The sequence below is a fragment of the Paenibacillus sp. FSL K6-0108 genome, from assembly GCF_045040695.1.
In the GTDB taxonomy this organism is placed as follows: domain Bacteria; phylum Bacillota; class Bacilli; order Paenibacillales; family Paenibacillaceae; genus Paenibacillus; species Paenibacillus pabuli_B.
The window spans coordinates 1,473,220-1,487,316 of the sequence record NZ_CP150288.1 but is presented as its reverse complement, the minus strand read 5'-3'; the positions used below and the strand labels follow the sequence as shown (position 1 = coordinate 1,487,316).

Here is a 14,097-nt window from a genome sequence, read left to right as displayed (position 1 = left end):
TCTAGATAAAAGCCAAATTATAGAAAAACTCACAATACAGCGGTATACAAACATTTAATCGGTTTACATACAACCTTTCACACACCGCTATTCATCATTATCAATTATTCCGCCGATCGGGCACACCAATCAATTGGGCAATTCGCATGATGCAAATTGCTGAAGTCCATGAACATCCACTCATTTCGAACTTCATGCTTCCCTTCCAGAACCTATACAGCCCGATATTCCAGGAAAGGCGGATTTGCGTGAGAAAAAACCTCGATATCTGTAATCTGAGCGGACAACTAGGAATCAACTACGAGCGATTTGATGAATGGTTGCGTCAAACCGTTGTTTCATCCAAAAAAATGGAGACGGAGGCTCTTCCGGAGCGCAGCTCTTCGCCTTATCGCTTGGCCGCTCCCACCTCCTTATCCCTTGCACCCTCCTCCGGCCAACCCAAACTGTTCCGGGGCCGCCGTCCGGCTTCTGGCAACCCTGTATTACCAAGAGCCTCACGACACACTCGTCGCATCAGCAAAAATTGCTAGACTGTGCACATCTTTCTATGATTGCACAGTCTGGACTGTCTTCCAGCCCGATCCATCAAGACGGGAAATCCTGTTCCTCCTCGATCATGGCATGAGCAAGCAAGGCCATCTCCAGGCAGATTCTTCTTTCCTGATCCATAAAGTCAGGTCCCATCAATTCTTCTAACTTCTCCAATCTATTGTACAAGGTTTGCCGATGTATGAACAATTGAGCAGCAGCATCCCGCTTGGAACCGAAGTTTTGCAGAAAGGCATCCAAGGTCTCCACCAGCCTTAGATGATGTGTCCGATCATATTCAATCAGAACGCCCAGATGGTCATTCACAAAAGGCTGCAGAAACGATTGAGGTAATGCTTTTAGCATTTGATATATACCCATACGTTCGTAAAAATGAATATGTTCCAGCCGATCTACGGATCGTGAAACTTCGATGACCTGATACGCTTCCCGCAGACTGTCCGGCAATCCTGTTAAACGGTTACGAACCTTGCCAAATCCGGCATGGATCGTAACCTGCTTCAGGTTGCGACTTGCAAATCTCTTCACATCACCAATAATACCTTCAAGTGATTTTACCAGTTGATTTCGCGTGGATGTCTTGCTCTCTTCCTTGGCACAGCATACATATACCTGATTATTTTTCAGCATGATGAGGCTGGAAAGATTGTTCTTTTTGAGCAAGGAACGCAGCAGAACCAGAATATCCTGATGATTGGTTTCCATTCGCTCACGGCCGATACCTTTCAGACGGTGCTCCATCTCAATAACCCCGCCTGCAAACCAGTACTGTCCCTTCACCAGCAGACGAAGTCCCATTCGGGTCTGCGCCTGCTCCTCGTGAAGAATATTACCGTTCATCAGATCCTGGATCAGCTCATTCTGGTTGCGCACCATCTTCTCCTCCAGAAACTGAGAGCGCAGAGTCAGTGCCGCCGCAGCCTTCGCCGTATAATCAAGCAGCAGCTTAAGATACTCGACGGGTGCTGAAGGATGTACAACCATGCCAACAGCGGAAAAAACCTGTCCAAAACATACAACCGGGTGACACAGTAACACCTGCTCCTCGTCCAGATGGAACCATAACTCGGTGTCTGAATCATTAAGATCCAGATGCTCAACCTCCTGTTCATACCATGTGTAGATCGCTTGCTGTGTCTCCGAAGACAGCTCCGGGACAAAACTGCCCGGTTCCATGGACGAAATATACACAACCGGCTTGACCGCGTATTCATGCAGAAGATTAAGCACAGCCGACATGTCTGTACTCTGTAATGTTCGCTGTTGAAGCTGACGAGAATAGGTTTCCAGACTCTTCAGCAGCTGGTGCTGGTGATTAATCAGTAACGCGTGAATATCTTGCGTAATCTCTACGAAACGGACCGGCTGCTCAAACACGATAAGCGGGAATTGATGCCTGTCAGCCAGTTCTATCAATTCTTCGGGAATGCCATGAATACTCGTGCCAAACTCCACGCATAGCCCCGCCGCCTCGCTCCGGATTAGCTGGAGCAGATATTCTTCACGTCCTTCTTCCGATTGAAGCCATAGTCCGGTGGATAAAATAAGATCATGGGGGCTTACAAATGGAGAAACATTGGTAATCTCCAATACATGGACCCATCCGACCTGACGTGATGTTCCTTCTTTCCCCGCAGCAAGCCGGGCCTTGGCAAAGACAGGGCGAGCCAGAATATCCTTTATCGTAAATACGCGGTCATTTCTCAATATCAATCCCTCATAGTGTCATTTTTTCTTACATTATAAACGATGGACAAATGTCCTGAATAGTCTTTTATCGACATTTTGTTGATTCAAATTCATAAAAGATAGACATGAGGTAAGGTGCAAAACCGTTATCCAGGTCATAAACTTGTAGTATAAGCTAACAACCATTAAATGGACGAGGTGCATGGCAATGAGAATCGGAATTCCGAAAGAAATCAAAAACAATGAAAACCGGGTAGCAATGACCCCATCCGGAGCTGCTGATTTTGTCAGAGCCGGACATCAGGTCATGATCGAACGTGGCGCGGGACTCGGCAGTGGATTCACAGACAGCGAATATCAATCGGCCGGAGCGGAGCTTCGGGATACAGCTTCACCTGTGTGGGCAGAGGCAGATATGATCATCAAGGTCAAAGAACCCCTTGCCAGTGAATATGCCCATTTTCGTCCTGGCTTGATTCTCTTCACCTACCTGCACCTCGCAGCGGAACCCGCATTGGCGAAGGCGTTAATTGAAAGCCGGGTAACTGCCATTGCGTATGAGACACTGGAGGTCAACGGTACGCTTCCTCTGCTTACCCCCATGAGTGAAGTTGCCGGACGCATGTCGGCTCAGATTGGAGCGCAGCTGCTGGAGAAAACAGAAGGTGGCAAAGGCATTCTGTTATCCGGGGTACCCGGCGTAAGCCGTGGCAAGGTTGTGATTATTGGCGGCGGCACGGTGGGCACGAATGCCGCCAAAATTGCAATTGGTCTGGGTGCGGATGTGACCATCCTCGATTTGAATCTGAATCGTCTGCGCCAGCTGGATGATATCTTCGGCAATCAGATTCATACGCTGGTATCAAGTCCATCCAATATTGCATCAGCTGTTGCGGCTGCCGACCTGCTGATCTGTGCGGTGCTGATCCCGGGCGCCAAAGCGCCAACCCTTGTCAGCGAGCAAATGGTTACCACCATGGCACCAGGTTCGGTCATTGTGGATGTGGCGATTGATCAGGGCGGGATTGTAGAGACCATTGATCATATCACGACCCACGATGAACCGACTTATGTGAAGCATGGTGTGGTGCATTACGCGGTAGCGAACATGCCTGGCGCGGTGCCGCGCACGTCTACAGTGGCGCTGACCAACGCCACCATGCCTTATGCGCTGCAGCTGGCAAACCACGGTGCAGCCGCCGCGATTCGCGGCAGTTCATCCATTCGCAGCGCGGTGAACGTGCTGAATGGACATATCACGTATGAGGCCGTTGCCCGGGATCTCGGGCATGCCTATGTACCCGCAGGACAGGCGCTGGAGAATACCGCCGCAGTCCAGTAATCTGGATATGACCGTTCCACCTGGCACCTTGTGGCCGGCCTGTGGAACGTAATAGAAGCGCCAGTCCGGGCAGATTCTGTCCATGCTGGCGCTTCTCGTTTTTTTTACATGAAATAGGAATGAGTTCTCTTTACGGTGCCCCACTACACTACACTACACTACACTACACTACACTACACGTTCACTGCACACTTCGCGGAAATTACAATCCCGGCAAGCACGGCGTGAAGGCATTGGGGTGAAATACGAAACGTCCTTAGGACGGTTGTAATACTCATCATCCACACAGGAGCGCATCTCCGCAATATACCGTCCTACGCTCTCCTCCACCTTAAGAATATCTTCTTCCGTTGCCGTAAACTCCCGGTGTGTCCCGGTTAACAGGTACTCCACCCGCAGCTCAATCTGCTCCAGAGGTACCCGGTAATGCTCTCTCACATAGGATGCATACAGCATCAACTGATCCGAGAAGTCATCCTCTTTGCCCGTCTTCCAGTCCACAATGACGATGTTGCCGTTGCTGCGGCGGTATAACAAGTCCATTTTCACATACACACGCGTATCGTGCAGCATCATGGTGTCCCATTTCTCGATCTCCAAAATAACCGTACTCGCACGGGACAGGTCCTCCCACGTAAGTGTTCGGTACAGATTACCGACACAGGCCGAGGTTCGCTCTTTAATCGTCGCGATTCGGTCATTCAACGTGTCATCCCCGTAATATATCTCGGATAACATCACCCGGTTCTTGGGGTCCAGCCGCCACTGATCCTGATCCATCGATTCCACATACGCCTGATTCAGCAGCTTGCGTATCGTCTGTTCCAGAAAGTGTTCACGCGGTTTATCTTTGCCTTCCTCTCTGCTGCGAACCGCCGATTCACACATCCGATGCGCGAGATCACCGAATACGAGGTATAGATTACTAAGCTGCTTCAATCGATACAGACGTACCTGCATCTCATCAGCCGAATCTGCCTTCCAGCCGTTATGTGCTCCATAATAATGATAATAATATTTGCGCAGGCACTCATCGAACATACTCGCCCGCGACTGCGAATAAGACCACTGCGGGTATTGTGCCATAAGAACTTCTGCCTTTCTGTATGCCGGATCTACATGAGATCCCTTGATGCTCACAGTATATAGGAAAGGACAAAAACGCCGCAAGCGCCCTTCTGTAATTTTCTTCTATCCGCAACCGTTTCCGATTCAATGCGTAACGTTTATATAGTAACATCATCAAAAGATGAAATTACAGAACGGAACACATACTATACTAAAAAAGTACAGGCATATCCTAAAAGGAGGCACCACCCATGAATCGACCGGATTGGTTCCAGGCGGAAGAGGCATTACAACAAATCCAAGTCATCGGAAGCGACCGGAATGAGCTCGTGAACATCATTGGCCATGTAGAAGGACTGAATTGTATTGGCACAGGAACAGACGCGGCGGTATTTACGTATGACGGCTTGCCGCAGTACGCCTTTAAGGTGTACTCAGATCATGCCCTGGACAAACTGGAAAATGAAAAACAGGTATATGAGCAGCTCAAAGGCCTGCCCTATTTCCCTACCTATTACGGCAGCGGCCGAAATATTCTTGTGATCAGTTTTGAAGCGGGAGATACCCTGCTCGAATGTCTGGAAAAAGGAATCCCGGTCCCTGAGCAGGTAATGCTCGATGTAGACGCAGCGCGAGAAGCCGTTCGCAGCCGCGGGCTGAACCCTCGCGATATTCATCTGAAAAATGTAATTCTTCAGAACGGACGCGGGAAAGTCATCGACGTCTCGGAGTATATTCAGGACGGCAACGATAATCGCTGGGAGCATCTCGTCTGGGCCTATCACAACATTTATCCGCGGATCAAAGGTACGCCCATATCCCCTCGCATGCTGCAAACGATCAAATGGGGATACAATCAACTGGATCAGGCCAATATCAAGTTGGACGACCTCTCCAAAAAGGCTAATCGATTATTCTCTAAATTCATGAAATAAGCATGTTTATACAACAGATCAAATGTTTGTTCTGATATTTGATATTCATAAAATAATCCGGATTACTCGCACATCTCTGGCGGTGATCCGGATTTTTGTTTGTACCCTGTTGACCGCAAGACCTTCCTATTTTAGCCGCCCCTGCGAGGGTGTCATCCCTTTGTATTGTTTATACAACTTCGTAAAATAGTTAGCATTCTCACAGCCAACCTGGGCAGCGATCTCGGTAATGGTCAGGCTGCTCTCCTGCAGCAGCTGTTCGGCTTTCGTCATTCGGCACCCGTTCACATATTCCACAAAGGTGCGTCCGGTCAGTTTTTTAAACATTTTGCAAAAATGATACGTGTTTAGCCCCACCTGACCGGCTGCCTCGGTAACGGATATTTTTTCTGTCGGCTCCGCCTCAATCTGTTCAATCAAATGCTTGAATCGTTCCCGGTTGGGGAAATACGATCCCCTTGTCTTTTCAGATAGCTGGTGTGGCATAAATGTACGGGCAAGCAGTGTGAACAAGGCATGCAGCTTGGACTTCACAACCAGTTGGTAGGCCAGCGGCTGTGAGGCCATCTCCTCAATGGCTTCATCCAACAGGGAGTAATAGCCTTGGCAAGCCATGTCATGCTCCGCTGGTTTTACCGGAAACCTGACCTTTCCCTCTAGATACGGCGCAACATATTTCAAGTGAACGGGATCATGGGTAAAATCATGAAATAATGCACTGTTGAGCACAACCGAATCATAGTGGATATCCCCTTCCTCCAGAGCATACCCGACATGCAGCGCTCCTCCAGGAATGATAATGACCTCACCGGCTTGAGCCACATAGGGCCTGCTGTCGATATGAAACAAGGCACTGCCCTTCCGCATCAAAATCAGTTCAAAGTGTTCATGCCAGTGCAGGTACAGAATGCATTCCTCCGTTTTCATGCCCCAACAACGATTCTGGAACAGCTGAAATGGATGAGATTTATGGTCAATGCGGGTATTTTCGTGAAGCGCTTTCAGATCCAACACACTGTCTCCTCCTCCCCCCACAAGATCAGACTAATATTGCACAAGATTGTATAGAGCCATCCGGCAGACACCCGGCTATAATGAGTGTGTCACGAAGTACTATAAGCCAATATTGGAGTGAAATACAACCATGAATAATCCGTTACGCATAGGCACGCTCGTAGGTGGGCACGACGCAGTCCGCATCATTCCACAGATCATGAAACACGGCTTCGAATCCTTCAATCTGACCTTCTGGCAAACAACAGGTGATCTGGACCTCGCCGAAACAGCCAAACGTGTCCGTGAAATTGTGGACGAACAAGGAATTGTTATCTCTGCAGTAAGTGTGTTTGGAAATCCGCTCACCGGAGCCGGCGATAATGCTGATACACTGGCCAGTTGGGAACGGGTGATTGACCATGCCCATCTCTTCGGAGCGGATATCGTTTCCGGGTTCACCGGACGACTGACCAATCAACCGATTGACCAATCGATTCCACGGTTCAAGGAAGTGTTTGGAGAATTGGCACGCCGGGCAGCAGACCAGGGTGTACGCATTGCTTTTGAAAACTGTGATATGGGTGGTACTTGGCAGACGGGTGATTGGAACATCGCGCACAACCCAACAGCCTGGGAAATGATGTTCGATGCGGTTCCCACTGAAAACATCGGATTGGAATGGGAGCCTTGCCATCAAATGTCCAGCCTGATCGACCCGATTCCACAGCTCCGCAAGTGGGCTAATAAAGTATTCCATGTGCACGGCAAAGATGCCACGATTGCCTGGGATATTGTCAAAGAATATGGCGTTCACGGTCCACGTGAATTCGTCTGGCACCGTACGCCCGGTTTCGGAGATACCAACTGGTCTGACATCATCACGATTCTGAGACAAAACGGGTATCAGGGAACAATCGATATTGAAGGCTGGCATGATCCTGTTTACAAAGATGAACTCGAAATGACCGGACAGGTGCACGCACTAAGATATCTAAAACAATGCCGCGGTGGAGATTTTGTTCCCAATCCGGTATAGAACGGATTCACATTGAGTGGCAAGTGGCATGATGTCCATTGCACGAACATAGAAAATGAAAAGAATAAGGAGATGATAGGATGAGTCATCCTTATCGGGTAGTTGTGGCAGGCTGTGGAGCCATGGCGAACACCTGGGTCGATTACGCCATGCAAAGGCCGGACACGGAAATTGTAGGGCTTGTCGATCTGTATGAACAGACTGCCGCCGCACTCGCTGCACGGCACGGCCTCTCCTGTCCCACGTTTACGGATATCAGCGAGGCCATTCGGGCAACCGATGCCAATATTGTATTTGATGTGACCATTCCGGCGAGCCATCATGGCATTGCTCTGACGGCGTTACAACAAGGGTGCCATGTTTTTGGTGAAAAGCCGCTGGCCGAATCCTTCGCAGACTGCGAAGATATTGTTCAGACTGCACGCCGTACGGGAAATATTCAGGCTGTGATGCAAAATCGCCGTTTCGATCCACGCATTCGTGCTTATCGCCAGTTGATTTCCAACGGAACGATTGGTCAGGTCGGTTTTGCAGGAGCAGACTTCTTCCTTGGGCCGCATTTTGGAGGCTTTCGTGACCTGATGGATAGTCCACTGCTGCTGGATATGGCGATTCATACCTTCGACCAGGCACGATATATTCTCGGTGCCAATCCGGTCTCGGTGTACTGCCACGAATTCAATCCCCCAGGCTCCTGGTATAAGGGCAATGCGATGGCATTATGCATCTTTGAAATGTCCGATGGCTCCGTATTTAACTATCGCGGGTCCTGGTGTGCAGAAGGTGTACCTACTTCATGGGAAGCATCCTGGCGCGTAACCGGAGAAAAAGGAACCGCCATCTGGGATGGACATGATGACATTTATGCTGAAGTTGTCTCGGCACAGCATCTGGATGCGGAAGGCAAACCGTCTTTTTTCCAACCGTGTGAGCGGATTGAGGGGCAGCTGCCTGTCATGGAGAAAACGGGACATCACGGCTGTCTCGAAAACATGTTCACTGCACTGGAATCCGGGCAGCTGCCTGAGACCGATTGCAGTGATAACCAATTCAGTATGGCCATGGTCCTTGCCTCCCTCGAAAGTGCCCGCACAGGGCAAAAGGTGCTCATCGCCGATCTGATGAGGACTGTATAGTGTTGAGCTCTTCATTTCATAACAAGCCAAGCCCAAACTGCGAATCTTCTGCAGTTTGGGCTTGGCTTGTTTTTTACCTAGTCTCCTATTCTAGAAATGATATCTACAAAAAAATAGTTATGCCTAAACGCAACAGTAGTGCAGGGGACGAAATCGATTCTGAAGAAGCAAAGCGTTCGCCTTTATCACCGGATTTCGACTTTACAAAAGTCGATCAGGAAATCCGGGGATAACAGCGATCGAAAGAACGATTCGTAACCGGAACGGCTGCTTTGCAGGCAGTCATTTTTTTGAAAATGTATCATTTATAGAATTCCTTTTTTCATTGCCTTGTACACAAGCTGTGAGAATAGACTGTTCGACCAGGCAAACCATGGCCTTGTGAACGTATTCGGATCATCCGAATGAAAGCCTTCATGCATGTACCCGGTGCCTGCATCCGTGTTCTCCAGCAGATCAATCATCTCCAGCATTTCCTTATCATTGTCTGCGGTCAAACCCTGCATGGACAGCGCCATATGCCAGATGTAGCCGGGTGGCGTATGGGGGCTGCCGATCCCTTTGGCTGCTTTTCCTTCATAATAAAACGGGTTTTCCTTACTCAAAATAAATCGGCGTGTATTCTGGTACACAATGTCCTCGGTGGAAGCATACTCGAAATATGGAATGGACATAAGTCCTGGGGTACCTGCATCATCCATCAGACAAAAGTTGCCGTAACCATCCGTCTCATAAGCATAGATCTGTCCATACTCGGGGTGACGGTAAGTACCGTATAGGGTAATGCCATGTCGTATTTCTTCTTCCAGATGAGCCATCTCGCTGACAAGCTTCTCATCCCTGAAAACCCACCTCGCAATCTCCCCCATCTGGCGCAAAGTCACCGCTGCAAACATATTCGCCGGAATATTATAATGAAAATCACATGCATCATCGCTTGGGCGGAAACCGGACCATATCATCCCGGTATAGTTTACCGGCATCCCCAATCCTTCGTTGCGGAGCGTATCATGAGCTGGACAATTCCGGCGCATGAATTGGTATGGCGATTGCTCGCCATGACGCTGCTCCGTTTTCCACAGACTGACTATGCTCTGCATCACCCTCTTGAAACGCTCGTCAAATATATCCGTCAATTCCGTCTCACGCCAATACGCAAAGGCGAGCCGCATGGAGAAACAAAGTGAATCCAGCTCAAACTTGCGTTCCCAGACCCAAGGCGACATCTCTGTCTCATCATTCGCATCCCAATGCCATCCATTAGCCGTTTCGTTGAACGCATTGGCATAGATATCGATGTCTGCATAGAACGTATGCCGTTTGATGAGCCCCCCAATGATCCGCTGCAGCTGTTCGTCTTCTTTTGCCAGCGGAACGTAGTGCATTACCTGCTCCACTGAATCACGCAGCCACATGGCCGGGATATCCCCTGTAATAACAAAGGTTGTTCCATCATCCAATAGCTTTGTTGTCGTTTCCAGCGTGTTGGGAAAACAGTTACGGAACTGTGCCAGCAATCTGGGTCTATGCTGTAGCCGTTCCTCAGCCTCGGTGAGAATGTCCCGCACAGCTTGCGGCAATTCCAAATGCGGCATGGGGATTTTCGGTAATCTGAACTGTTCCATGGATGTCGTCTCCTTTGAAATGAAGTTTGCTATATTTGTTTACATGGTTGTACTTATTGGACCTTGTTGTTATTTTCGTTATCATAATTTATAATAACATTATTATTTGTAAGTTTACTGTGCCGGAAGATGATCGTCAATTCATAACGGATGGTTCATTAAAAAAATAAGTTTGATCAGCTTTTGTATATAAATTGAACTGGCTCATTGGTTTTAAATAAATTGTTTACATATGAAGGAGTAATGAAATGTCACGTAAAGTATCCATCCAGTCGCTGGCCGACCAGCTTGGATTATCCAAATATGCCGTCTCCCGCGCACTCAGCGGCAAGACAGGCGTCAGCGAGTCGACTCGCGCTCGTGTGCTTGAATTAGCTCGTGCCCTTGGATATCGCCAGAGCACCCCAGGCAGCAGAACTGTTCCAACTACAATCCATACAGAACAATCCGAGCCCCCATTTGCCCTCATCTGCATGAATCAGCTCAACCGGGGTGAGCCCCACTACTGGCAGCGCGTCCTCTCCGGCATGATCTCTGCCTGTAATGAAAGAGGATGGCATCATGCCATAGTATCTCCCTCTCTGGGAGTCGCTGATGAACACACGCCGCCAGAACGGGCAATCGCTCCCCACTTGGACTGGGAAAGATGTGCCGGGGTCATCGTCATGGGCGCTTTCCCCCATGCGGTCCTGCAACGACTGGCTCAGACAGGTCGTCCCATTGTGCTCGTGGATCATCAGGAGCCACTGTTGAACTGTGATACCATCAGCCATGATAACCTGGAAGCAGGCATAACTGTGGCAAGATATTTAATGTCGATGCAGTGCCGCCGTATCGGTCTGATTACGGATGATGGCCGAGCTGCCAGCTTTGCACAGCGGAAGATCGGCATCGAACTGGCTTTGAACCATTTCCACGCAGACAGCAGTCGGTTGACCACGTTCAGAGAATGGAATATTCCTTATGAGAATGGCGAATGGATCGACCAAATGGCTGCCACAATCAAAAACATGCCCGCCGACGAACGGCCCGATGCCTGGATTGGCGTCAATGACGATATCGCCTTGCAGTGGATGAATAAGCTGCAGGAGATGGGATTCTCCACACCTGGGGATTGCCTTGTCATCGGTATCGACAATGTGCATGCAGCTGCTACATCTTCCCCGCCTCTGACCACAGTCAACCTGTGCAAAGAGGAACTAGGGCAACGTGCAATCGAAGCTTTGCAGCGCAGAATTGAACGCCCGGGAACACCAAAGGAAACGGTCATGTTATCCACGTCCCTTATTCCACGGGAATCGGCATAACTTTATTTATTGAATACCAAAAAGGCCTCGCATGTTATTATGCGGGGCCTTTCATCACTATCTTGTTATTCATCCAAGCTTATTCCATTCCGTTCTTGGCATTCATAACTGTTATTTCTGCCAAGGCAGACTGGTGTACGACGGAAGATCTACTTCCCAATTCACGTCTCGATACTCACGATTAACTACGGTTCGTTTTAAGGTTAATTTCGTTCCATCTTCTTTGTAAAAACCACGGATGACCAATTTCAGATTGTCTGCAACGTATTCTCCGTCATTATTAGGCTGGTCTGGATAACCGATTACTTGAACAGGATACTCTTTTCCTTCCGAATCTACGGCCACCCAGCGATCTCCATTAAAAGCATTTCGGAACGTCCCTATTCCCTCCAGGACTAGTGAGTAGTTTTTGTCATAGGATTCCCACACCGGTTTGTAATTGAAGTCAGAAAATAAAATTTCATCTCCATATTGTTCAAATTGCAATACGTAGGTGTAAATTTCAGCATCCTTACGCATCTTTTCCAGATCCACTTCCACGGACTTCTCCTCCCACACTGGGATGGTGTAGCCTTCCAGAACAAAACGAATCTTCTTCGCATCCACCGTAACAAAAGCAGGGTCCCATGTCTCCGATAACTTCAATGGACCGCCATCCATTAGTCCACTCAAATCTCGGAGCCGGAACTTGGCTTGACGGGCATCTGGTCTGCTCCCGTTGAATATTCGATACTCATTCGTTTCAGGAATTTCGAGGTGATACATTAAGTCCATATCATTCGCCCAATTCTCTCCGACTTTGGCACGCAGTTGATCATCCAGACTGATGTTCATGTCAAGACGGGTCCCGTTTGGCGTACGTACAAGCTGTGTCATATCCAGTTTCATGCCCTCAGGAGTGGTGTAGGTGTTGTTCATGGGAGCCTCAACAGCCAGTGATTTGGCTTTGGTCATATCGATGTTGAATTGAAAGCTCCAATCTATAACAGCATTTTTATCTTCGTATGATTTTGTCTCAAAATTATAATAGCTGCCTACTTTTAGATGCCCAAGTTCTCCACGCACGATCACCTGATCCGGGATATCATCATGCAACTGGAATATAAATCGTTCAGCTGCCGAACCGCTTGTTCTGGTATCCCGGGCGAGAGTTGCAACCTGCTGCCCCTGATCGTCCGTAATATGAATTCTCCCCGCCTCTGGAGATATCGCAAAAAGCCCTAGCCCATCAGGTGTTGTTTGTTTCATTGTGATCACGATTTGAGAACGATCCACCAGTACATCTTCGATCTTGAGCGTATAGCCCTTATCCTCGATTTGGATGTTGGGATTAACCACTAGACCGAGAGGCTTCAAACGTTTGTAATCATCGGCAAAATAGGAATACTTGAGTTCTTCTGGAACAGGTATGTTAGGCAAAGGCGGGTTATTTACAGCATTTACCGTTGGCTGCGTCGATTTTGCTGTGTGATCAAAAGCAAACCAGGCCCCTCCCACAAGGATTACAACTGCCGCCGCTGTGATTCCCGTACGGCGCATCCAATGGGACTTGGAGGCCTTTTTCGTAAATGGATTCTCATGCTCTGCGCTCTCCATGGACACCCCTTCCAGCTTCCGCATCACCTCAAGCGTAAAATCGGCATCCGTTTCCTCACGGAACAAGTGCTGTTCCCACAATCGATCCTCATCATTTGGAATAGGCTTCATACGTCGATAAACCTCCTTTGCGCTCCATTTGTTTCTTCAACGTTTTCTTCCCTCGATAAAGTGCATTACGCACTTGTGCGGGACTCATGTCCGTGATATCTGCAATCTCTTCGTAGCTCAGCTCATTCGTATATTTAAGCAACAGCACAAGCCGATACGATTCTGGTAGTTGGTCCATCTGACGATAGATTTCACGCTGCATTTCCTTATGCAGCACATGTTTCTCTGGCGTTTCACCATTGGTTTGTTCCAAGCCCGTATGAACAGCGGTCATCACGGGTTTCTGTTGCCGCATAAAATCCCGCATCCGATTTACAGCGATGGTGTATACCCAGGACGAGAAACTGCTTCCTTCTCTTCGTGACGGAAGATAGCGATAAATTCGGAGAAACGTATCCTGAGCGAGATCCTGTGCATCCTGATGACTCGCACCCATGCCGCGCAAAATGCCAAAGACTTTATTTTTATATCGATCCACGAGCACAGCAAATAGCTGTTTGTCCCCCGCGATTATACGCTGAATGAGCTCCTCCTCTGGTATTTGTTGAGTCATGTAATCCCCCTTCTCTACAGCTCCCATGCATGGTTCTGTACTATATAGACGGAAGTACTTCCTGAAACCTCTCACTTTATCCAAAAAAAAGAATTCGCGCCGCTCGGTAAAAGCCGAATGGGCGAACTCTGCCACCTTAATGATTCCTTGT

12 protein-coding genes are annotated in these 14,097 nt (G+C 48.7%); 6 read left to right on the top strand and 6 right to left on the bottom strand.

Going from position 1 to position 14,097, the window contains the following annotated elements; translation table 11 throughout:
- Positions 1–248 precede the first annotated feature (248 nt).
- Positions 249–533, top strand: a complete 285-nt coding sequence (locus MHB49_RS06745) for a hypothetical protein (RefSeq protein WP_405155544.1) — start codon at positions 249–251, stop codon at positions 531–533.
- A gap of 55 nt (positions 534–588) precedes the next feature.
- Here the strand turns inward: MHB49_RS06745 and MHB49_RS06740 are convergent, their stop codons facing one another.
- Entirely contained in the window at positions 589–2,259 is a 1,671-nt protein-coding gene (locus MHB49_RS06740; RefSeq protein ID WP_247901123.1) for a PucR family transcriptional regulator ligand-binding domain-containing protein, read from the bottom strand.
- 190 nt (positions 2,260–2,449) lie between these two features.
- Between MHB49_RS06740 and ald the strand changes: the two genes are divergently transcribed.
- Positions 2,450–3,583, top strand: coding sequence for an alanine dehydrogenase (gene ald, locus MHB49_RS06735; RefSeq protein ID WP_247901122.1), 1,134 nt, complete (start codon positions 2,450–2,452; stop codon positions 3,581–3,583).
- Positions 3,584–3,751: 168 nt separating this feature from the next.
- Here the strand turns inward: ald and MHB49_RS06730 are convergent, their stop codons facing one another.
- Positions 3,752–4,669, bottom strand: coding sequence for a PD-(D/E)XK nuclease family protein (locus tag MHB49_RS06730; protein ID WP_405157060.1), 918 nt, complete (start codon positions 4,667–4,669; stop codon positions 3,752–3,754).
- A gap of 233 nt (positions 4,670–4,902) precedes the next feature.
- Between MHB49_RS06730 and MHB49_RS06725 the strand changes: the two genes are divergently transcribed.
- Positions 4,903–5,586 (top strand): serine/threonine protein kinase, encoded by a 684-nt coding sequence (locus MHB49_RS06725; RefSeq protein ID WP_405155543.1) that lies wholly within the window; start codon positions 4,903–4,905, stop codon positions 5,584–5,586.
- Between the two features lie 126 nt (positions 5,587–5,712).
- On the opposite strand, the gene MHB49_RS06720 is transcribed toward MHB49_RS06725, so the two are convergent.
- Positions 5,713–6,600: an AraC family transcriptional regulator gene (locus tag MHB49_RS06720; RefSeq protein WP_247901120.1), complete on the bottom strand. Its 888-nt coding sequence runs from the start codon at positions 6,598–6,600 to the stop codon at positions 5,713–5,715.
- A gap of 130 nt (positions 6,601–6,730) precedes the next feature.
- Between MHB49_RS06720 and MHB49_RS06715 the strand changes: the two genes are divergently transcribed.
- Together MHB49_RS06715 and MHB49_RS06710 are read left to right on the top strand one after the other, a co-directional pair.
- Positions 6,731–7,618 (top strand): sugar phosphate isomerase/epimerase family protein, encoded by an 888-nt coding sequence (locus MHB49_RS06715; protein ID WP_405155542.1) that lies wholly within the window; start codon positions 6,731–6,733, stop codon positions 7,616–7,618.
- Positions 7,619–7,698: 80 nt separating this feature from the next.
- Positions 7,699–8,754: a Gfo/Idh/MocA family protein gene (locus tag MHB49_RS06710; RefSeq protein WP_405155541.1), complete on the top strand. Its 1,056-nt coding sequence runs from the start codon at positions 7,699–7,701 to the stop codon at positions 8,752–8,754.
- A gap of 305 nt (positions 8,755–9,059) precedes the next feature.
- Here MHB49_RS06710 and MHB49_RS06705 read toward each other — a convergent pair whose 3' ends face one another.
- Complete coding sequence (locus tag MHB49_RS06705; RefSeq protein WP_405155540.1) at positions 9,060–10,379, bottom strand: glycoside hydrolase family 125 protein; 1,320 nt, start codon at positions 10,377–10,379, stop codon at positions 9,060–9,062.
- Between the two features lie 248 nt (positions 10,380–10,627).
- Between MHB49_RS06705 and MHB49_RS06700 the strand changes: the two genes are divergently transcribed.
- Entirely contained in the window at positions 10,628–11,686 is a 1,059-nt protein-coding gene (locus MHB49_RS06700) for a LacI family DNA-binding transcriptional regulator (protein WP_405155539.1), read from the top strand.
- Between the two features lie 111 nt (positions 11,687–11,797).
- Here the strand turns inward: MHB49_RS06700 and MHB49_RS06695 are convergent, their stop codons facing one another.
- Positions 11,798–13,393 carry a DUF4179 domain-containing protein gene (locus MHB49_RS06695; protein WP_405155538.1) on the bottom strand — a complete coding sequence of 532 codons (1,596 nt, stop codon included), beginning with the start codon at positions 13,391–13,393 and terminating at the stop codon, positions 11,798–11,800.
- Positions 13,374–13,946: an RNA polymerase sigma factor gene (locus MHB49_RS06690; protein ID WP_405155537.1), complete on the bottom strand. Its 573-nt coding sequence runs from the start codon at positions 13,944–13,946 to the stop codon at positions 13,374–13,376. The genes MHB49_RS06695 and MHB49_RS06690 overlap by 20 nt, the downstream gene beginning before the upstream one ends.
- Between the last annotated feature and the right edge of the window lie 151 nt (positions 13,947–14,097).

Excerpts from the sequence above, each read along its gene's own strand:
- ald (WP_247901122.1), top strand. The coding sequence starts at position 2,450 with ATGAGAATCGGAATTCCGAAAGAAATCAAAAACAATGAAAACCGGGTA.
- MHB49_RS06730 (WP_405157060.1), bottom strand. The coding sequence starts at position 4,669 with ATGGCACAATACCCGCAGTGGTCTTATTCGCAGTCGCGGGCGAGTATG.
- MHB49_RS06725 (WP_405155543.1), top strand. The coding sequence starts at position 4,903 with ATGAATCGACCGGATTGGTTCCAGGCGGAAGAGGCATTACAACAAATC.
- MHB49_RS06715 (WP_405155542.1), top strand. The coding sequence starts at position 6,731 with ATGAATAATCCGTTACGCATAGGCACGCTCGTAGGTGGGCACGACGCA.
- MHB49_RS06710 (WP_405155541.1), top strand. The coding sequence starts at position 7,699 with ATGAGTCATCCTTATCGGGTAGTTGTGGCAGGCTGTGGAGCCATGGCG.
- MHB49_RS06705 (WP_405155540.1), bottom strand. The coding sequence starts at position 10,379 with ATGGAACAGTTCAGATTACCGAAAATCCCCATGCCGCATTTGGAATTG.
- MHB49_RS06700 (WP_405155539.1), top strand. The coding sequence starts at position 10,628 with ATGTCACGTAAAGTATCCATCCAGTCGCTGGCCGACCAGCTTGGATTA.
- MHB49_RS06695 (WP_405155538.1), bottom strand. The coding sequence starts at position 13,393 with ATGAAGCCTATTCCAAATGATGAGGATCGATTGTGGGAACAGCACTTG.
- MHB49_RS06690 (WP_405155537.1), bottom strand. The coding sequence starts at position 13,946 with ATGACTCAACAAATACCAGAGGAGGAGCTCATTCAGCGTATAATCGCG.